18 protein-coding genes and 1 pseudogene are annotated in these 18498 nt (G+C 63.8%); 14 read left to right on the plus strand and 5 right to left on the minus strand.

The window, feature by feature from the left end:
- Nucleotides 1–33: 33 nt before the first annotated feature.
- The 6 genes from C8J33_RS17120 (at nucleotide 34) to C8J33_RS17145 (ending at nucleotide 5707) form a co-directional block, all read left to right on the plus strand.
- Complete coding sequence (locus C8J33_RS17120) at nucleotides 34–1146, plus strand: ABC transporter ATP-binding protein (RefSeq protein WP_110801283.1); 1113 nt, start codon at nucleotides 34–36, stop codon at nucleotides 1144–1146.
- Nucleotides 1136–2026: a carbohydrate ABC transporter permease gene (locus C8J33_RS17125; protein ID WP_110801282.1), complete on the plus strand. Its 891-nt coding sequence runs from the start codon at nucleotides 1136–1138 to the stop codon at nucleotides 2024–2026. The genes C8J33_RS17120 and C8J33_RS17125 overlap by 11 nt, the downstream gene beginning before the upstream one ends.
- A 2-nt stretch (nucleotides 2027–2028) precedes the next feature.
- The gene (locus C8J33_RS17130) at nucleotides 2029–2919 is read left to right on the plus strand and encodes a carbohydrate ABC transporter permease (protein ID WP_110801281.1); all 891 of its coding nucleotides are present in this window, start codon (nucleotides 2029–2031) and stop codon (nucleotides 2917–2919) included.
- Nucleotides 2920–2930: 11 nt separating this feature from the next.
- Nucleotides 2931–3428 (plus strand): GNAT family N-acetyltransferase, encoded by a 498-nt coding sequence (locus C8J33_RS17135; RefSeq protein WP_110801280.1) that lies wholly within the window; start codon nucleotides 2931–2933, stop codon nucleotides 3426–3428.
- Between the two features lie 131 nt (nucleotides 3429–3559).
- The gene (locus C8J33_RS17140; protein ID WP_245417138.1) at nucleotides 3560–4321 is read left to right on the plus strand and encodes a transporter substrate-binding domain-containing protein; all 762 of its coding nucleotides are present in this window, start codon (nucleotides 3560–3562) and stop codon (nucleotides 4319–4321) included.
- 3 nt (nucleotides 4322–4324) lie between these two features.
- The gene (locus C8J33_RS17145) at nucleotides 4325–5707 is read left to right on the plus strand and encodes a GGDEF domain-containing protein (RefSeq protein ID WP_110801279.1); all 1383 of its coding nucleotides are present in this window, start codon (nucleotides 4325–4327) and stop codon (nucleotides 5705–5707) included.
- Nucleotides 5708–5741: 34 nt separating this feature from the next.
- Here the strand turns inward: C8J33_RS17145 and C8J33_RS17150 are convergent, their stop codons facing one another.
- The 3 genes from C8J33_RS17150 to C8J33_RS17160 form a co-directional block, all read right to left on the minus strand.
- On the minus strand, nucleotides 5742–6059 hold the full coding sequence (locus C8J33_RS17150; protein ID WP_110728832.1) for a hypothetical protein: 318 nt from the start codon (nucleotides 6057–6059) through the stop codon (nucleotides 5742–5744).
- Nucleotides 6060–6155: 96 nt separating this feature from the next.
- Nucleotides 6156–7538, minus strand: coding sequence for a sensor histidine kinase (locus C8J33_RS17155; protein ID WP_110801278.1), 1383 nt, complete (start codon nucleotides 7536–7538; stop codon nucleotides 6156–6158).
- Nucleotides 7535–8197, minus strand: a complete 663-nt coding sequence (locus C8J33_RS17160) for a response regulator (RefSeq protein WP_110801277.1) — start codon at nucleotides 8195–8197, stop codon at nucleotides 7535–7537. Before C8J33_RS17160 ends, C8J33_RS17155 begins: the two co-directional genes overlap by 4 nt.
- Nucleotides 8198–8330: 133 nt before the next feature.
- On the opposite strand from C8J33_RS17160, the pseudogene C8J33_RS17165 reads away from it, so the two are divergent.
- The 3 genes and pseudogenes from C8J33_RS17165 to C8J33_RS17175 all read left to right on the plus strand — a co-directional run.
- Nucleotides 8331–8804, plus strand: a pseudogene (locus tag C8J33_RS17165) (hypothetical protein); the annotation flags it as partial.
- A 415-nt stretch (nucleotides 8805–9219) separates the two neighbouring features.
- Nucleotides 9220–11112 carry a molecular chaperone HtpG gene (gene htpG, locus C8J33_RS17170; RefSeq protein WP_110801276.1) on the plus strand — a complete coding sequence of 631 codons (1893 nt, stop codon included), beginning with the start codon at nucleotides 9220–9222 and terminating at the stop codon, nucleotides 11110–11112.
- Between the two features lie 140 nt (nucleotides 11113–11252).
- Nucleotides 11253–11597 carry a hypothetical protein gene (locus C8J33_RS17175; protein ID WP_110801275.1) on the plus strand — a complete coding sequence of 115 codons (345 nt, stop codon included), beginning with the start codon at nucleotides 11253–11255 and terminating at the stop codon, nucleotides 11595–11597.
- A 115-nt stretch (nucleotides 11598–11712) separates the two neighbouring features.
- On the opposite strand, the gene C8J33_RS17180 is transcribed toward C8J33_RS17175, so the two are convergent.
- Together C8J33_RS17180 and C8J33_RS17185 are read right to left on the minus strand one after the other, a co-directional pair.
- A complete protein-coding gene (locus C8J33_RS17180; RefSeq protein WP_110801274.1) occupies nucleotides 11713–12510 on the minus strand; it encodes a creatininase family protein in 798 nt (265 codons plus the stop codon).
- Nucleotides 12507–12914, minus strand: a complete 408-nt coding sequence (locus tag C8J33_RS17185) for a Rid family hydrolase (RefSeq protein ID WP_110801469.1) — start codon at nucleotides 12912–12914, stop codon at nucleotides 12507–12509. Before C8J33_RS17185 ends, C8J33_RS17180 begins: the two co-directional genes overlap by 4 nt.
- A gap of 188 nt (nucleotides 12915–13102) precedes the next feature.
- On the opposite strand from C8J33_RS17185, the gene C8J33_RS17190 reads away from it, so the two are divergent.
- From C8J33_RS17190 to C8J33_RS17210, 5 genes are read left to right on the plus strand one after another with little or no spacing between them, the layout of a single operon-like run.
- Nucleotides 13103–14107 (plus strand): ABC transporter substrate-binding protein, encoded by a 1005-nt coding sequence (locus tag C8J33_RS17190; RefSeq protein ID WP_110801273.1) that lies wholly within the window; start codon nucleotides 13103–13105, stop codon nucleotides 14105–14107.
- Nucleotides 14108–14111: 4 nt separating this feature from the next.
- On the plus strand, nucleotides 14112–14966 hold the full coding sequence (locus C8J33_RS17195; protein ID WP_110801272.1) for an ABC transporter ATP-binding protein: 855 nt from the start codon (nucleotides 14112–14114) through the stop codon (nucleotides 14964–14966).
- A 1-nt stretch (nucleotide 14967) separates the two neighbouring features.
- Complete coding sequence (locus C8J33_RS17200) at nucleotides 14968–15801, plus strand: ABC transporter permease (RefSeq protein WP_245420111.1); 834 nt, start codon at nucleotides 14968–14970, stop codon at nucleotides 15799–15801.
- A 5-nt stretch (nucleotides 15802–15806) separates the two neighbouring features.
- Nucleotides 15807–17099, plus strand: coding sequence for a cytosine deaminase (locus tag C8J33_RS17205; RefSeq protein WP_110801270.1), 1293 nt, complete (start codon nucleotides 15807–15809; stop codon nucleotides 17097–17099).
- Complete coding sequence (locus C8J33_RS17210) at nucleotides 17093–18496, plus strand: FAD-binding oxidoreductase (RefSeq protein WP_422038538.1); 1404 nt, start codon at nucleotides 17093–17095, stop codon at nucleotides 18494–18496. The genes C8J33_RS17205 and C8J33_RS17210 overlap by 7 nt, the downstream gene beginning before the upstream one ends.
- Nucleotides 18497–18498: the final 2 nt, after the last annotated feature.

The raw sequence follows: 18498 nt of genomic DNA on the forward strand, positions 1-18498 counted from the left end.
CCACGTTCATTTGTCTTCCTGATCGGATCTGCCATGGCATCCATCGCCCTTTCTTCCGTCACCAAAGCGTACGGCACGCACACCGTCATCCGCGGCGTCGATCTCGAGATCGCGGACGGCGAGTTCGTGGTTTTCGTCGGCCCCTCGGGCTGCGGGAAATCCACGCTGCTGCGCATCGTCGCCGGTCTCGTTCCCGCCTCCAGCGGGCAAGTGCTTATCGATGGTGAAGAGGTCACGGACGTGCCCGCATCCAAGCGCGGGGTCGCCTTCGTTTTCCAGTCCTATGCGCTCTATCCTCATATGAGCGTGGAGCGGAACATCGGCTTTGCGCTGGAAACCATGCGCCTCGGCAAGGACGCCATCCGCCGCAAGGTCGAGACCGTCGCCCGGATGCTGAAGGTCGATCACCTGCTCGCCCGGCGGCCGCGCGAGCTGTCCGGCGGCCAGCGCCAGCGCGTGGCGATCGGCCGGGCGCTCGTGCGCGAGCCGGAAATCTTCCTCTTCGACGAGCCGCTGTCCAACCTCGATTCCGACCTGCGCATGGAAATGCGCATCGAAATCGCGCGCCTGCACGAGGACATCAAGACCACCATGGTCTACGTGACCCACGATCAGGCCGAGGCGATGACGCTGGCCGACCGGATCGTCGTGCTCAACCAAGGCTCCATCGAGCAGGTCGGTACACCGCTGGAACTCTACCAATCACCGGTCAACCGCTTCGTCGCGGGCTTCATCGGCAGTCCCCGAATGAATTTCGCCAACCTGGCAGCAGGCTCCGGGACAAACGGGTTCGCCTTGCCGCCCGGCCTTCTGGCCGATGGCAGCCAGCCCGCTTCCATCGGTGTTCGGCCCGAAGCGCTGTCGATCGTCGCTGCCGATGCTGGCCGGATGGACGGCATTCTGGAGCGCGTCGAAGACCTCGGTCACGAGCATTTCGCCTATATCCGCCTGTCCGACGAGACGATCTGGGTCGTGCGCGTCGCCGGCCGTCCCCCCGCCGAGCGGCGCAATCAGCCGGTCGGGCTTTCCTTTGCGGATGCCGACATCTTCGTCTTCGATGCAGAGGGCAAGCGGATCGCCCACCGGTCTTCGAGCGTGGTGCCCGAAGGTAATCCAGCCGAGGGGAGGCTGCTCCATGAGCGCTAAGCTCGCCCGCCGGGAGCACAGGACGGCGTGGCTGTTCCTGACGCCGCTGGTTGTCGTCATGCTGATGGTTGCGGTATGGCCGCTCGGCCGCACGTTCTTCTTCAGCTTCACGGATGCCTATCTTGATGATCCCACCGTGTACGGTATGGTCGGCATCTCGAATTTTCTCGAGGTCATCAACGATCCCGCCTGGTGGTCGGCGGTGCGCAATACGCTGACCTTCGCCGTCATCTCCGTGGCGATCGAGACGCTGCTTGGTCTCGGCATCGCCCTGCTGCTGAACGAGGCGATCCCCGGTCGCGGGCTGCTGCGCGCGGCGATCCTCGTTCCCTGGGCGATCCCCGTCGTCGTCGCCACCAAGATCTGGGAGTGGATGCTGAACGACCAGTTCGGCGTCTTCAACCGCATCCTGATCTCTCTCGGGCTCATCGACCATGGCATTGCCTGGACGGCCAGCAGTTCGTTGATCATGGGCGTGGTGATCTTCATCGACGTCTGGATGACGACGCCCTTCATGGTGCTCCTGATCCTCGCCGGCCTCCAGACCATTCCCGGCGAGATGATGGAAGCGGCCGAAGTCGACGGCATCCCCGCATGGAAGCGGTTCTGGTCGATCACGCTACCCTTGCTGAAACCGGCAATCGGCGTTGCCGTGCTCTTCCGGTCGCTTGATGCGATCCGCATGTTCGACCTGGCCTATGTGCTCGCCGCCAGCAACCAGAACGTCATGACGGTGTCGATCTATGCGCGAGACCGGTTGATCAGCTTTCAGGAACTGGGCGTCGGCTCGGCTGCCTCCACCTGGGTGTTCCTGCTGGTCGCACTGGTCGCCATCATCCTCATCGGCGCGTTGCGTCTCGATCGTTCGGCGGGAGAGTGATCATGGCTATAGCGGCTTCCACATCCTCACCCGTTCGCATGAAGCGTCGGTCATCGGCGCATTACCGGCTGCGTCGCCGGGTCCGCAAGGGTGCTCTCGGCGTGCTTATCCTCCTCGTGCTCGCCTACACGCTGTTTCCCTATTACTGGGCGATCGTTTCCTCGACCAAGCAAGGGGCGGAACTCTATACGACGGCCTTTCTGCCGGCGCTGAACTTCAGCTACTACCGGCAACTGTTCGACAATCCGGTGTTCATGGGCTCGCTGCTCAATTCGGTTTTCGTGGCAACGGGCACGACGGTCGTATCGCTCGCGCTCGGCATCGTCTCGGCCTACGCGCTTGGACGTTTGGATTTTCCCCAGAAGCGGGTCGTGCTGATGGCGATCCTGATGATCTCGATCTTCCCGCAAGTCGCGGTCCTCTCCGGCATGTTCGAGCTTATCAACGCGCTCGGCCTCTACAATCGCCCGAGCGCGCTCATCGTCACCTACCTTCTGTCCACCGTTCCCTTCACCACGTGGATTCTTACGACCTTCATTCGCGAGTTTCCTCGGGAATTGGAGGAGGCGGCGCTGATCGACGGGTGCTCGCATTTCCGGATTCTCACCCGGATCCTGCTGCCGCTCATGGGTCCCTCGCTTGCCAGCACAGGTATTCTTGCCTTCATTCTCGCCTGGAACGAATTCCTCTTCGCGCTCACCTTCATGTTGACGGACGAGAACAAGACCGTTCCGGTCGCGATCGGCCTCATCGGGGGCACGACGCGCTATGAATATCCGTTCGGCCAGATCATGGCCGCTTCGGTCACTGTTACACTGCCGCTGATCATCGTCGTTCTGATCTTCCAGCGGCGCATCGTGGCCGGTCTCACCGCCGGCGCGGTCAAGGGATAGGGAATTCTGCCATGGATATGCTCGTCAACCTTTACGACCTCAAGTCGGATGCAGCACTGGATGAAAAGGTGGCCGCCGAGGGCGTCGTCATCCGCCGCGCCCTGCCGCCGGAGCTGCATACGATTGCGGCCTGGATCGGCCCGCGCTTCGGGCAGGGCTGGGTCAGCGAGGCGACCGTGGCGATGATGCGTCAGCCGGTCTCGCTGCTCGTCGCCGTCAGACGAGGCGAGGTCGTCGGCTTTGCCTGCTACGACGCGACCGCGCGCGGCTTCTTCGGCCCGACTGGCGTGGACGAGGCCATGCGCGGCAAGGGCATCGGTCATGCGCTGCTTCTGAAGACGCTGCTGGCCATGTACGACCAAGGTTATGGATATGGCGTCATCGGCGGCGCGGGACCGACCGGTTTCTACAAGCGTGCCGTCGGCGCCGTCGTCATCGCTGGCTCGGAAGAGGGCATCTACAAGGGCATGCTCACAGCGGCCCACGCGACAGGCATCGACTATAGCTAAATAGGTGCATTTCCTGCGCGCACCGATCGAATATCCCTTAAATCGATTAGCGTAAGGATAAGTTTACCTTACTTCTGGACCCGGCGTTAATCGCCCTCGGCCATCATGCGCTCCGAAACCGGAGATCGACCATGATATCCCGACGCATGCTTGCAGCGCTCCTTCTGACGCTTGTTTCCGCCAGCCCGACGCTGGCGGATGATCCGGTTCTGCGGATCGGTACCGAAGGGGCATACCCGCCCTTCAACTTCGTTAATGAGAAGGGTGAACTGACCGGCTTCGACGTCGATATCGCCAAGGCCCTCTGCAAGGAGATGCAGCGGACCTGCACCTTCGTCGTCACGCCCTGGGCGGAGATCATCGAGGGGCTGGAGCAGAACAAATACGACCTCATGGTCTCAAGCATGGCTTTCACCGAGGAGCGGGCAAAGCGCATCGCCTATTCCGACCCCTACTACCGGTCGCATGCCGTGTTTATCGGCGATGCGAAGAAGTATCAGGACATCAGCCCCGAGGGCCTCGCCGGAGCGCGCATCACGGCCGGCAATGGCACGATGCAATCGCAATATCTTTCCAAGGTCTACGCAAAGAGCACGCTCGTCTTCGGCAAGGACCAGCCTGAAGCGCAATCGTTTCTCGAGCAGGGCAAGGCAGATCTGATGCTCGGCGACGCGATCGAGCTGATGAGCTTCCTCGAAAGCGCCGAGGGGTCGGCCTTCGAGTTCATCGGGGATCCCGTCACCAACGACTTTCTCCAGAGTACGGCGCATGTCACGGCGCGCAAGAGCGATACGGCATTGCTGGAGCAGGTAAACGCGGCCATCAAGAAGACCCGCCTCGACGGCAGCTACGAGCGGATCAACGACGTCTATTTTCCCTTCAGCATCTATTGATCCATGACCTTTCTGCGCAAACCCCGGCATGGCATATCGATGCGGATCGTCGGCAGGGTCGCCCTGCTGCTGGTCTGCCTCTATGCGGGGATTGCGGCAACCTACTCCGTGCGGTTCCTGAATGGCATCGAGCGGGACGCGCAGACGGCTCGCGAAGAGCAGATCCCACTCATCCTGTCCCAGAACCGGAACGCGCTGAAGATCGAGCGGGCAGCCTCGCTCATCCGCTCGGTCTACCTTGCTCACGACCGCAAGATCGAGCGGCAGATCCAGTTGCAGTTGCAGACGCTCTGCCAGAGCTTCACGCTCGACGAAAACCAGACGCTGATCGACGGCGCGCGCGACATTGCGGCCTCCGTGAAGGTGATCGTGTCGACGCGCGAGGCCTCCCGCAAGCTGCGCGATCCCGATGGTGCCGAGATGACGGCGGAGATCGAGACGCAGATCAAAAATACGGATACGGCCAGTGCGGAAGCCTACCAGCGTGCCATCCTCACCGCCGACCGCCTGAGCGAGACGCTGGCGACCGATGCGGTGGCGCTGGCCGACAGCATGGCCTCGACCATCGGCAGTGCCGCGCGCGAGGTCAAGCTCGGCTGGACCCTGATCCTCACGCTGCCGGTGCTGTTCCTCGTCGTGACGCTATGGGTCGTCAGCCGCCATGTCATGGCGCCGATCGGCGCGGCCGTGGCGCGGCTCGAAGCTATCAGCAGCGGCAATCCCGAGGGCGCGGCCCCGCGAACGCCGATTTTCCATGAACTCGCAACCATCGCCGACGCGGTGGAAGCCTACGGCGCGCTGTCGAGCGATCTCTCGCGCACCAACACCCTTCTCAAGATTCTCTCCGACCGCGATGGCCTGACAGGACTCGCCAACCGGCGCTCGTTGCAAGGCGTTCTGGATGCCACGTTCCAAGCGGCGAAATCCGGCGGACCGGATCTCGGCGTCATGATGATCGACCTCGACCACTTCAAGGCGATCAACGACACCTACGGCCACAATGCCGGCGATGCCTGCCTCGTGGCGGTTGCCGCCGCTTTGCAGCGATTCGAAGAAAAGGACGGGGTCCATGTCGGCCGCTACGGCGGAGAAGAGTTCGTGGCCGTCGTGTCCGGGCGGGACCGTGAGGCTCTGGCCGCTCTTGCCGAGCGTGTGCGTGGGGAGATCATGGCCCTTGAGGTGCTGAGCGAGAATGGAAGGCGTATTTCGTTGACCACGAGTATCGGTGTATCCCACCTGGCCGAGCGGCCGCTCGATGGCGTTCATCGCCTGGTTTCGGAAGCGGATGCCGCGCTCTATCAAGCAAAGAGAGAGGGTCGAAACCGTGTCGGCTTTGCCGAACCTGCGGGACCTTACGATATTCCGAAACGAAACAGGCAGGCCTGAGCCTGCCTGTCCGATGAATGTTACGTAGAAGAATTCAGCGCGTGCGACCGTAGAGCCAGGCGAGCCCCGCGACGATGGCGGCTGCGGCAAGCGGCTTTTCGCGGATTCGGCCTTCGATGTCGGCCAGATACCCGTCGAGCGAGCCCTTCACATCGGACGAGGCGGACGGTCGGCGGTAAGAACGGCTGCTGTGGTTGTCGCCGGTGGTCGAGGAAACGGCAACCGGATCCGAGGCCGGGAACGTATCTTCCAGCGCCTTGTCGAGATCGCTGTCCGTGCCGCGGCGCTCGCGGTCGCCCTGCTCGTTCTGCAAAGACCGTACAGCCGGGGAAATATCGTTCTGGTTTGCCATGGTCACTCCTTGGGTTCGATATGCCCTTTAACGAGCGGTTGCGAGCGAAGTTCCACACGCGCCCGCGTCAGCCATCGGCATGGCCTGCGCGCACCGTCAAAGCACTGGCCTGGACATGGCGCGGGGCAGACTGAGGCTGACCTTCAGGCCGCCCTCGGGGCGGTTCGCGAGGATAATGCCGCCGCCGTAGAGTTCGGCGACCTCACGCGCGATCGTCAGCCCGAACCCGTCGCCCTGAACTGTCTCGTCCATGCGGATGCCGGGCAGAAACGCGTTGGCAATCCTGTCCTCGACGATCCCGGGCCCGTCGTCCTCGATGCCGATGACAACCATACGGCCCTCGATAGCAGCCGTAATGACGACGGTCGTGCGCGCCCACTTGCAGGCGTTGTCGATCAGGTTGCCGAGGATTTCATCGAGATCGTCGGCGGCGCATGCGACTGAGATATTGTCAGGGACGGCGCAGGTGACGGTTAGTCCGCGTTCGGCATGGATGCGGGAGAGGATCTGCACGAGATCGGCAAGGCTGGCGTCGAGGGCCGTCGAGGCACCCATGCCCGCGCCGGACATCGTTTTGCGGGCCCGCGCGAGGTGATGGCGAATGCGCTCGTCGATCCGCTCCACCAGCAGGCGCATTTCTCCGTCCGGATCGTTGCGATCGTCGAGCGCAAGCAAAAGGCTGGCCACGGGGGTCTTCAGGCCATGGGCGAGGTTGGCGAAGTGCAGGCGGGTGTCGGCAAGGCGCTGGAGGTTCGCCGCAACGAGCCGGTTGATCTCGTTTGCCACCGGCCGCAATTCCTCGGCGTCCACGTCCGGCAGCGTCTCGCGCGAGCCTTCCGTAACGCCGGCAATATCCTGTGTGAGCGTCTTCAACGGGCGCAGACCGTAACGCACCTGCAGCAGGGTGCCCAGAACGAGGCTGATTCCCAGAACCACCATGGCCGGCACGAGCCAGAATAGCGCCCGCCGGGCAGGGTCGTTCAGCGCCGCTTGCGGCGCCGTCGCCGAGATTTCGAGCGTCCGGTCGCCGATGCGGGCTTCGACCGTGCGGATGTGCAGATCCATGCCCCGGTCATCGGCAGCCTCCACGCGCTTCTGCGGATCGTCGGGTCCGGGGCGATGCCGGCCGGGCATGGGGCGCGGGGGGCTGTCGATCGCGCGGCCAGCGAGAGACAGCGAGGTGATCGGCGCACCGTCTCCCGTCACCTGCCAGTACCACCCGGAACCGATGCGGTCGAAAGGCGGCCCATCGAGGGAGGCGCCGAGCGCCAGCGAGCCATCCCGATTGACGACCAGCGTGCCGCGCAACGCGTCGATCTGGGTGTCGAGCCGCTGGTCGATCTGTTCGCGCACGACGCCGGCGACGATCAGCCAGAGAATGACGGCGGCGACGATCAGGGTGGCCGTGACGAACAGCGTCGAGAAGATCAGCAGTCGGGCGGAGATGGTCGATCGCGACGGGAGAGACGGGAGCTTCATGGAGCGGCCGTCAGCATGTAGCCGCGACCGCGAACGGTCTCAATCCGCTCCGCACCGATCTTGCGGCGCAGCCTAGCGATAATGACCTCGATCGAATTGGAATCGACCTCCGCGTCCCCTTCATAGACCCGCTCGATCAACTCCCGCCGATCGACGATCACTTCCCTGCGCAGGATGAGGCACGAGAGCACGCGCCATTCGAGCGCTGTCAGCTTCAGCGGCAGGCCTTCCAGCTGGAAGGTACCGAGCTGCGCGTCGAACACGAGCGGTCCGCAGGTGACCAGCGACGACGCATGGCCCGTGGCGCGGCGGACGAGCGCGCGCAGGCGCAGCACGAGTTCTTCGACTTTGAACGGCTTGGTCATGAAGTCGTCGGCACCCGCCTTGAAGCCGGAGACCTTGTCCGGCCATCCGTCGCGCGCGGTCAAGATCATCACCGGGAATCCCCGCTCCGCCTCCCGCCAGGCCTTGAGCACGGAGATGCCGTCCTTGCGGGGAAGGCCGAGATCGAGCACGGCGACATCGAAGATCTCTGTGAGGCCGGCATGTTCCGCGTCCTCGCCATTGGTGGCGATATCGACCACGAAGCTCTCCGTTCGCAGGCTGGCGGCAATACGCCGGGAGAGATCGGCGTCGTCCTCGACAAGAAGAACTCTCATGGCATCCCGTTTCTCGCTGATCCTGGAGGAGGACATAGGGCGCTGCGGCTTAACGCAAGCTGAACCGCGGGGTTCAGGCTGCCGGTGGCAGGGTCTTGCTAGAAGGGTCTCGTCAACACGACAGGAGAACACGATGTCGAACGAAGAAATCAAAGCCACCGCCGATCAGGCTGCCCCCCATGTTGCAACCGACCGCACCGTACCGCCGCACCGCAGGCGTTCGTCGCGGCTGGCCTTTACCGGCGTCGCAGCCGTCGCCCTTCTGGCCCTGGGCATTGCCGGCGGTGCAGGTGCCATGAAGCTTGCCAAGCCGAGCGTCGAGATGGCACCGATGGCGCCGGTCGCTATTTCCACCCTGCCGGATGGCGACCTCGTCACCATCAAGGGCAAGGTTGCCGAGATCTTCGGCAACAAGTTCGTCCTTCAGGATGCCAGCGGCCGCGCACTGGTCGAGACCGGCCCGTCCGGCGAGGACGGCAAGCTCGTGACGGTCAACGAGGAGATCAGTGTGCAGGGGCGCTTCGATGACGGCTTCCTGCATGCAAGCTTCCTCGTCCATCCGGACGGCAAGATCGAGGCGCTCGGCCCGGCCGGCAAGCCGCCGCATCACGGCCATGGACCGCGCCCTGGTGCCGATGGCCCGAAGGGTCCGAAAGGCGGCCCGAAGGGCGGGCCTGATGCGCGGTCCGACGCCGGTCCCGGCCCGGCCGCAGGCCCTGTCGCCGATGCGGGTCCCCGCGTTGAAGATGGCCCCGCACCCGAGGTGGGCCCTGCGCCTGATATGGGCGCCGGTGCCCCTGCCGCCGGCGAAGACGTATCGCGGCCGCCGCAGCCGTAAGAGATCGCCGCGGCCGTGATCGCTGACGAAAGACAGTACGGCGTCCCGGGGTATCCGCCCCGGGACGCCGTACGTGTGATTTTTCCCCGACGACTTGGCTGGTAACGCGCCGAGCCTCTTGAATCTGCACGAAATCTTCGCCAACTGGTCGTTCGACATTCGACCATGACGGAGAAGATGACAGATGACGAACCTTGATGCAGATCGCCCCACCGAGAACCATGTTTTCGAAGCCGACGTGTCGCGCCTTCTGCATATGATGGTGCACTCGGTCTATTCGGATAAGGACGTGTTTCTTCGCGAGCTGATCTCGAATGCGGCCGACGCCTGCGAGAAGCTGCGTTTCGAGGCGATCGCCGCGCCGAACCTTCTGGGCAGCGATGCCGACAACCGGATCACGCTGACGCTGGACGAGGAGAACCTTCGCCTCGTCGTTGACGACAACGGCATCGGCATGAACCGCGAGGAATTGATCGAAGCGCTGGGCACGATTGCACGCTCCGGCACGCGCGCCTTCATGGAGCGCATCGAGGCCAATAAGGCGGGCGAGGGCGCACAACTGATCGGCCAATTCGGCGTCGGTTTCTATTCCTGCTTCATGGTCGCGGACCGGGTGGATGTGGTCTCGCGGCGTGCCGGTTCGGAAGAGGCCTGGCTCTGGTCGTCGGACGGGCAGGGCGCCTATACCGTTAGCCCGGTCGATCTCACGGACGCCCCGGCGCGCGGCACGCGTATCACGCTCAACCTGATGGAAGACGCCAAGACCTATGCCTCGCGCTGGTCCGTCGAGCGGATCGTCAAGGAGCAGTCCGGCCATGTGCCCGTGCCGATCTCGATCATCGAGAAGCCCGGCGCCGAGCCTGTGCCGCTGACGGACGGCACGGCGCTCTGGACGCGCGCGAAGAACGAGGTCTCCAAGGAGGACCACGCCGACTTCTACCGCAGCCTGTCCGGCCAGTACGACGAGCCTGCCGTGACCGTGCATTTCCGCGCCGAGGGCCGGCACGAATACACGACGCTGGCCTATATTCCCGGTGCGCAGCCGTTCGATATGTTCGATCCGGACCGCAAGGGCTGTATGAAGCTCTACGTCAAGCGCATCTTCATCACCGACGAAGCTGACGTGCTGCCGCGCTACCTGCGCTTCGTCCGCGGTCTGGTCGATACCGCCGATCTGCCGCTGAACGTCTCGCGCGAGATGATTCAGGAAAGCCCGATCCTGTCGGCCATCCGCAAGGGCGTGACGAGCCGCATCATCACCGCCATCGAAAAGCTGGCGGAGAGCGACGCCGAGGCTTTCGCGAAGGTGTGGGAAAATTTTGGCGCGGTGCTCAAGGAAGGCATTTACGAGGATGGCGAACGGCGCACGCAGCTCCTGTCGCTGGCCCGCTTCAAGACGACGGCAGCCGGCGAGGGGAGCCGTTCGCTCAAGCAATATGTCGAAGACGCCAAGCCGGAGCAGTCGGCGATCTACTACCTCACCGGCAACAGCGTCGAGCAGCTCAAGGCCTCGCCGCAGCTGGAAGGTTTCCGCGCCCGTGGGATCGAGGTTCTGCTTCTGACGGATCAGATCGACAGCTTCTGGGTCATGACGGCCGGCGAGTTCGAGGGCAAGGCCTTCAAGTCGATCACGCAGGGTGCAGCCGATCTCGCACAGTTCGCCAAGCCGGAGGGCGAGGCCGAAGCAGACAGCGCGCCGTCCGCCGATGTCGCGACCTTCATCGCCTATGCCAAGGAGAAGCTTGCCGGAGAAGTCTCCGACGTTCGCGCCTCCGACCGCCTGACGGAAAGCGCGGTCTGCCTGGTCGCATCCGAAGGCGGCTATGACCGGCAGATGGAGAAGATCCTGCAGGGGGCCGGCCGCCTCGAGCTTTCGGCGAAGCCGATCCTCGAGATCAACCCGGCGCATCCGCTGGTGAAGGCGATTGCCGCCAAGGCGGACGGTACCGCGCTGAAGGAGGATGCCGCACTGCTTCTTCTCGATCAGGCACGCGTGCTCGATGGCGACAAGCCGTCCGACCCCCGCGCTTTCGCGGAGCGCCTGACGCGGGTGTTCGAGCGCGCCTTGCAGGCGTGACGCTCTTTCCGCCAGCCCGCGGCTTTGCTGCGGGCTGGCGAACGGAACGGGTAGAAAAATCATGCCTACATCAGGGTATGGTACATGAACAAAGATGCGAATGAGGCGTTGTCGGGGGCCACTCAACAATAGGATTTCCTATGAAGCGCCTTCTTCTTCTCGCCGGCCTTTCCCTGTCACTCGCTGCAGGCGCAGCGGTCGCCCAGGATACGCCCCCGCCGCCGCCGGCCCCTCCCGCCGCTGCCGACGCCATGACCCCGCCGCCGCCCCCGCCGGGTGGCCCGGAAGAGGCCAGGAAGGGCGATAAGGGGCCGCGCGGCCCCGAGGGTCATCGCCCGCCGCCACCGCCGTCGAAGGCTGCGCATTACCGCGTCGAGACGGACGACGTAAAGATCGATCTGAAATGCGCCGACGATGAGCCCGCAAAGGCCTGCGCTGATCTCTTGATGTCGACCATCGACAAGCTCGGAATCGCACGCAACTAATTGCTGCGTTAAAATATCGACCTGACACGAAGACCGACACCGGCTGGGAGCAATCCCCGCCGGTGTTTCTACGTTCGGAGAGAGGGACGTTCGTCCACGGCCGGCGTCATCAAGATTATCGCGAGCCCGGCAAAGGCGCCTTCCGCACATCCTTCAGAAGCGTGACCAGACCTTGAGCCTGATGCGCGGCCAGAGCCTCACCCTTCTCCTTCGTCGCCTGTGCCGCCTCGCCGACCGCGCCAGTGGGGTTGAGGTCGCTGGCGATCCAGGCATAAGCATGCGTGCCGGTGGCGCGCAGCAGCGCGAAATTCTCCTCGTCCTCGGCGACGACCGAGGGAAAATCCTCGGCCTTTTCCATATCGACGGCTTCCGGCCGGAAGTGCAGGATCAGGGACGTCTCGGCATCGCCGCCATGAATGCCGAAGCGATTTTCTACATCCGAGAACAGACCGTCCGGCTTGCCGAAGCGCGACCAGGAGGTCTTTGCGACCAGCATGTTTGCGGTCACGCGGAGCTCGCGCGCGACGATGCCCATGACCTCCTCGTTGCCGCCATGGGAATTGACGATGACTAGCTTGCGGATGCCCGCACGGGCAACCGACTGCCCGAGGGCAAGCCAATGATCGATCAGCACCGTCGCCGGGATGGTCAGCGTGCCCGGCGCATGCAGATGTTCGTTCGATTTTCCAACCGACTGGATCGGCAGAATGCGCAGGTCGAGATCTCCGGGCAGGAGAGGGATCAGCGTCTTCAACATGCCGCGCGCGATCGTTGCATCCGTACCGCAGCCGAGATGGGGCCCGTGCTGCTCCGTTGCCGCGATCGGCAGGAGCGCGATCGTCTCCATCGGGTCGATATCCTGAAAATCCATGGTCGCGAAATCGCCCCACCATACCTTGCGCTGCCCGCTCATGGTCTCGGTTCCTCTTCTGCCAATGGGGTCTCGACCGCAGCGGCAACGACCTCGATCTCCACCACGAATTCCGGACGTGTGAAGCCGCTGACGATCATCAGGGTCGAGGCGGGGGGATGCTCTGCAAACAGCCGGTCGCGCACGCGCATGTAGGGCGCCAGGTGTTCGCGGCCGGTCACATAGGCGTTGATCCGCACGACATGGGCAAGGCTCATGCCGGCACCTGCCAGGATCGCCTTTATATTGGCAAAGCAGATCTCCGCCTGCCCTTCGCAGTCCGGCGGTACGATGTCGTCGGCCCCAAGACCCAACTGCCCGGAGCAGAAGACGAGCCGGGCGCCGGGAGTGACGTCGACCCCATGGCTGTAGGCCGCCAAAGGCGGCGCGATGCCCGAGACGGAGATGGGACGATGCGCTGGTTTCAGCGCGGATGAAGATGTGGAGATTTCCGAAAAAATGCCTTGCAATTGTGCATGCCTCTTTTAGTATCATCGCATTCCGCTGATACAGTACACATTAGAAAGCCGATTACCACACCTTTCATCAGCTCAACTTATTCCGCCGCTCCCGGCCCAAGAAGGACCCTGTCGCCATGCCGAACTTGCCCGTCTCTGCATTCCTTCTTTCCCTGGCCCTTTCCGCCGCCGCGCCGGCGCTCGCGGCCGATAAGGTGACATTCGGCACGAACTGGCTCGCCCAGGCCGAGCACGGCGGCTACTATCAAGCCATCGCCGACGGTACTTATGCGAAATACGGGTTGGATGTGTCCATCCGGCAGGGCGGACCGCAGGCGGCCAATCGCAATCTGCTGATCGCCGGCCAGATCGATTTCTACATGGGCGGCACGCTCGGGTCGTTCGATGCCGTGGCGCAGGGCATTCCGCTCGTGACGGTCGCCGCCATCTTCCAGAAGGATCCGCAGGGCATCCTCGCGCACCCCGATGCCGGTATCGAGACCTTCGAGGATCTGGCCAAGGCCAAGACGATCTTCATGGGCAAGGAGGGCTTCACCACCTACTTCACGTGGATGAAGGCCAACTTCAAGGGTTTCTCGGACGAGCAGTTCAAGCCCTACCAGTTCAACCCCGGCCCGTTCCTCGCCGACAAAGCCTCAGCCCAGCAGGGCTACATCACGTCGGAACCCTTCGAGATCGAGCGTCAGGCCGGCTTCAAGCCGAAGGTCTTCCTGCTCGCAGATGCCGGCTACGATCCCTATTCCACGACGATCGAGACCCAGACGGCGCTGGTGGAAAAGAACCCGGACCTCGTACAGCGTTTCGTCGATGCCACGGCCATCGGCTGGTATAACTACATGCATGCCGACAACAAGGCCGCAAACGCCCTGATCAAGACCGACAATCCCGAGATGACCGACGAGCAACTGGCCTTCTCGCTCGCCAAGATGAAGGAATTCGACGTTCTGGAATCCGGCGACGCCAAGGAGGGCGGGATCGGCTGTATGACGGATGCGCACTACAAGGACTTCTACGACAAGATGGCGGCGATCGACGTCGTGAAGAAGGATCTCGACATCAAGAAATCCTACACGCTGCAGTTCACATGCAAGAAGGTGGGCATGGACCTCAAGAAGTCCTGATCCGATGAAGCAGGCCGTTTCCTCCGGCAATCCGGACGGCGCCGAACCGGCACCGGTCGCCGCATCGCCCCGCAGCGTGGTGTCGCTTCGCGACGTCACCAAGCGCTTCTCCAACGGCACACTCGCGCTTTCGCGCATGACGATGGACATCCGCAAGGGCGAGTTCGTCAGTCTTCTCGGACCGTCCGGCTGCGGCAAGTCGACCGCGCTGCGGATCATCGCGGGTCTCGGACGCCCGTCGCAGGGCATGGTCGACTGGCCGGCCTCGCGGATCGGGCGGGACGGGCGGCCGGATGCCGATATCGGCTTCGTCTTCCAGGAGCCGACGCTGATGCCGTGGAAGCCTGTGTTCGACAATGCGTTTCTGCCCCTTCGCCTCAAGGGCATGGGCAAGGGCGAGGCCCGCGACCGGGTGATGGCGGCGCTCGAAACCGTGGGCCTCAAGGATTTCGCCAAGGCTTACCCAAGGGAACTCTCCGGCGGCATGCGCATGCGGGTGTCGATCGCCCGGGCCCTCGTGACGGATCCGAAGCTCCTCCTGATGGACGAGCCCTTCGGCGCGCTCGACGAGATCACCCGGCAGAAACTGAACGATGATGTGCTGCGTCTCTGGAGCGAGAAGGATCTGACCGTGGTGTTCGTCACGCATTCCGTTTTCGAAGCCGCCTATCTCTCCAGCCGCATCGCCGTCATGGGCGCGCGGCCCGGGCGTGTCGTTGCGGATATGATGCTGCCGCGCCCGGAAGGTCGCGAGAAGGACGAGGGTTTTCGCGTGTCCGAAACCTATGGCGATCTCTGCCGATCGGTGTCGCAGGCGCTGGTCAGCGCGATGTATGCGCCAGCCGGCGAGGGAGCCTGATATGGAAGCGGTTCTGGATTCCGCATCTTCCGATGAAACACCCGGCCTCGGCCGAAGCCGGCTGCTTAAGGTGGCGGTCCCCGCCATCATGCTGGGACTGACCCTGCTCGCCTGGGAGGTCTATGTCCGCGTCAACGCTGTGCCGCCTTACATTCTGCCAGCGCCAAGCCTCGTCGCGCAGACGCTGGTCAAGGACTGGGGCACGCTCTATCCGGCCCTGCTCGTCACGCTGCGCATCACATTTTCCGCGCTGATCCTCGCACTCATCGGCGGCACGGTGCTAGCCGTTCTGCTCGTCCAGTCGAAATGGGTTGAGCTCGCGCTTTACCCCTATGCCGTCATCCTGCAGGTCACGCCGATCGTCGCCATCGCGCCGCTGATACTGGTCTATGTCTCCTCGACGCAGGCGGCGATCATGATCTGCGCCTTCCTCGTCGCCTTCTTCCCGATCCTGTCCAATATGGTGCAGGGCCTGAAGAGCGTCGATCACAACCTTCTCAATCTTTACGATCTCTACGGCGCTAGCCGCTGGCAGCAACTGCGCCTCCTGAAACTGCCGGCCGCCCTGCCGTATTTCATGACCGGGCTGAAGATCGGCGGTGGCCTGTCGCTGATCGCGGCTGTCGTCGCGGAGTTCGCGGCGGGCTCTGCCGGGGCCGGTTCGGGCCTCGCCTTCCGGCTGCTGGAAGCGCAGTACCGCCTCAATATTCCCCGACTGTTCGCGGCGCTGGTCCTCCTCTCGGCAACCGGCGTCGCCATCTTCGCCCTGACATCGGTCGTCGCCTGGCTGTCGCTGCGCCGCTGGCACGAAAGCGCGCTCGCGCGGGAGAATTGACGAACATGACGGATGACACAGCTTCCACCAAACATCTGATCCGGAAGGGCCGCGTGCCCGGAAAAACCGGATTTTCTGCCGTCGATATTCGCCTCTTGGATGGCGTGATCGACACCATCGCCCCATCCGGCACGCTCGTGCCTGCGGACGGCGAGACAGTGCTGGAGGCCGACGACGGCATCGTCCTTCCCGCCTTCGTCGATCTGCATACCCATCTCGACAAGGGCCACATCACGCCGCGCAGGCCCAATCCGGACGGTTCCTTCATGGGCGCGCTCAACGCGGTATCAGCCGATCGCGTGGCGAACTGGAACGCTGGCGACGTCGAGGCGCGCATGGAGTTCGCCCTGCGCTGCGCCTATGCGCACGGCACCGCGGCTATCCGGACGCATCTCGATTCCGCGCCGCCGCAAAACGGGATTTCCTGGCCGGTCTTCGCGCGGAAGCGGGAGGAGTGGGCCGGACGCATCGAGCTCCAGGCAACCGCGCTCTGCGGGCCGGATCATGCGCTCGACAAGGCGTTGGTCGAAGAGCTGGCCCGCACGGTCAAGACAACTGGCGGATCTCTAGGCGGTGCGATTTCCGTCTTCGACCGGGCCGGGGAAGCGATCGCCAACCTCGTGGACGCTGCCGGCCGCCATGGTCTCGACCTCGACCTCCATATCGACGAAAGCGGCGATACCGCTTCGCGCAGCCTGTCGCTGCTGGCTGATCGCGTGATCGAGACCGGTTTCTCCGGCCGCGTGCTGGCGGGACATTGCTGCTCGCTTGCGATCCTCGCCCACGAGGATGCAAAGGCGACCATCGACCGCGTGGCGGAGGCCGGCATCGCGGTGGTATCGCTGCCCATGTGCAATCTCTACCTTCAGGACCGTCGACCGGAGGAGACGCCGCGCTGGCGCGGGGTGACGCTGCTGCGCGAACTGAAGGCGGCCGGCGTCGCGGTGTCGCTCGCCTCCGACAATACGCGCGATCCATTCTACGCTTATGGCGACCTCGACATGCTGGAAGTGCTGCGCGAAAGCGTGCGCATCGGCCATCTGGACCACCCGGAGGAGAAGCTTGCCGACTGGTTCTCCGCGGTCGCCGCTGTCCCGGCGGCAACCGGCGGCTTTGCCTATGGCGCGACGCTGGAGGCGGGCGCGCCGGCCGACCTCGTCGTGGTGCGGGCCCGCACGCCCGGCGAACTCTTCTCGCGGCCCCAGTCCGACCGCACGGTCATCCGCGCTGGCAAGGTCATTTCGGCCAAACTTCCCGACTATCGCGACCTCGACACCCTTCTCGGAGTGACATCATGACGCTCGACGCTTTCCGCAACGACATCGGCTCCATCGCGGTCGAAGACAATCCGAAGCTGGTGCAGAAGAAGAGCCGCGATTTCTACTGGTATTCGCCGGTCCTCAAGCGCCAGCTCGATCACGTCACGGCCGATCTCATCGTCAGCCCGAAATCCGAAGGCGAGGTCGTCGAGGTTCTCGCCGCAGCCCACCGCCACGGCATCGCCATCACCCCGCGCGGCGCGGGCACCGGAAATTACGGACAGGCCATGCCGTTGGCCGGCGGCGTCGTGCTCAACCTTGCCGAGATGAACCGCATCATCGAGACGAGCCCCGTCCATGTGAAAGCGGAAACCGGGGTCATCCTCGAGAAGATCGACCAGCAGACGCGCGTGGCGCATGGCAGCGAGATCCGGTTCTTTCCCTCCACCTACCGCACCGCCACCGTTGGCGGCTTCGTTGCCGGCGGGTCCGGCGGTGTCGGGTCCATCCGCTGGGGCGGTCTGCGGGCGCTTGGCAACATTCTCGGCCTGACGGTCGTCACCTGCGAGGCAGTGCCGCGCGTGCTGAAGATCGAGGGCGCCGACATCCTCAAGGTCGCGCATGCCTACGGCACCAACGGCATCATCACCGATGTCACCCTGCCGCTGACGGCCGCCTATGACTGGATCGACAGCCTCGTCGGCTTCCCCGACGTGATGGCCGCCACCCGGTTTGCCGAGGCGCTGGCGCGTCAGGACGGCATTCTCACCAAGGAGATCGCGGTGGTCGCCTCACCCGTGGCGCACGATTACTTCCCGCACTACCGCCGCTTCTTTGAACGCGATACTTCGCTCGTCGTCGTTATCGCCGCACCCCACGCCATGGACGCATTGGCGCTGCTCACCGCGCACCACAAGGGCGACCTTGTCTTCCGGTCGGATACGGTGCCGCCCGAGGAAAAACGCCAGTTTCCGCCGGTCTACGAGCTTTGCTGGAACCATACGACGATGCGGGGCCTGAAGGTCGATCCGTCGATCACCTATCTGCAGACGCAGTATCCGGATTTCGAGCATGTCCGCCGCATCCACGAGTTGCTTGGCGACGAGATGCCGCTACATCTGGAAATGATCCGCTTCGACGGGCGCATCGTCTTTTCCGGCCTGCCGATCGTCCGCTTCACCAGCGAAGAGCGGCTGGAGGAGATCATCGCCATTCACGAGAACAATGGCTGCCTCGTCTTCAATCCGCATCGCTACACGCTGGAGGAGGGCGGCATGAAGCAGACCGACGCTGGCCAGCTCGCCTTCAAGGGCGAGGCCGATCCGAAGGGATTGCTGAACCCAGGCAAGATGGTCGCCTGGGAAAACCCGGATTACGACTTCAACCAGAAGCGCAGTTGGGTCTTTGCCGGGCTGCAAAGCGTGGATGCGGCCTGAGC

Source organism: Rhizobium sp. PP-CC-3G-465 (genome assembly GCF_004343445.1).
Lineage (GTDB): Bacteria > Pseudomonadota > Alphaproteobacteria > Rhizobiales > Rhizobiaceae > Ferranicluibacter > Ferranicluibacter rubi.

Bases quoted from the DNA above. Each gene is read 5' to 3' on its own strand.
- C8J33_RS17190 (WP_110801273.1), top strand. From the start codon at position 13,103: ATGCCGAACTTGCCCGTCTCTGCATTCCTTCTTTCCCTGGCCCTTTCC.
- C8J33_RS17150 (WP_110728832.1), bottom strand. From the start codon at position 6,059: ATGGCAAACCAGAACGATATTTCCCCGGCTGTACGGTCTTTGCAGAAC.
- C8J33_RS17145 (WP_110801279.1), top strand. From the start codon at position 4,325: ATGACCTTTCTGCGCAAACCCCGGCATGGCATATCGATGCGGATCGTC.
- htpG (WP_110801276.1), top strand. From the start codon at position 9,220: ATGACGAACCTTGATGCAGATCGCCCCACCGAGAACCATGTTTTCGAA.
- C8J33_RS17195 (WP_110801272.1), top strand. From the start codon at position 14,112: ATGAAGCAGGCCGTTTCCTCCGGCAATCCGGACGGCGCCGAACCGGCA.
- C8J33_RS17130 (WP_110801281.1), top strand. From the start codon at position 2,029: ATGGCTATAGCGGCTTCCACATCCTCACCCGTTCGCATGAAGCGTCGG.
- C8J33_RS17135 (WP_110801280.1), top strand. From the start codon at position 2,931: ATGGATATGCTCGTCAACCTTTACGACCTCAAGTCGGATGCAGCACTG.
- C8J33_RS17175 (WP_110801275.1), top strand. From the start codon at position 11,253: ATGAAGCGCCTTCTTCTTCTCGCCGGCCTTTCCCTGTCACTCGCTGCA.
- C8J33_RS17125 (WP_110801282.1), top strand. From the start codon at position 1,136: ATGAGCGCTAAGCTCGCCCGCCGGGAGCACAGGACGGCGTGGCTGTTC.
- C8J33_RS17200 (WP_245420111.1), top strand. From the start codon at position 14,968: ATGGAAGCGGTTCTGGATTCCGCATCTTCCGATGAAACACCCGGCCTC.
- C8J33_RS17205 (WP_110801270.1), top strand. From the start codon at position 15,807: ATGACGGATGACACAGCTTCCACCAAACATCTGATCCGGAAGGGCCGC.
- C8J33_RS17160 (WP_110801277.1), bottom strand. From the start codon at position 8,197: ATGAGAGTTCTTCTTGTCGAGGACGACGCCGATCTCTCCCGGCGTATT.
- C8J33_RS17180 (WP_110801274.1), bottom strand. From the start codon at position 12,510: ATGAGCGGGCAGCGCAAGGTATGGTGGGGCGATTTCGCGACCATGGAT.
- C8J33_RS17120 (WP_110801283.1), top strand. From the start codon at position 34: ATGGCATCCATCGCCCTTTCTTCCGTCACCAAAGCGTACGGCACGCAC.
- C8J33_RS17140 (WP_245417138.1), top strand. From the start codon at position 3,560: ATGATATCCCGACGCATGCTTGCAGCGCTCCTTCTGACGCTTGTTTCC.
- C8J33_RS17155 (WP_110801278.1), bottom strand. From the start codon at position 7,538: ATGAAGCTCCCGTCTCTCCCGTCGCGATCGACCATCTCCGCCCGACTG.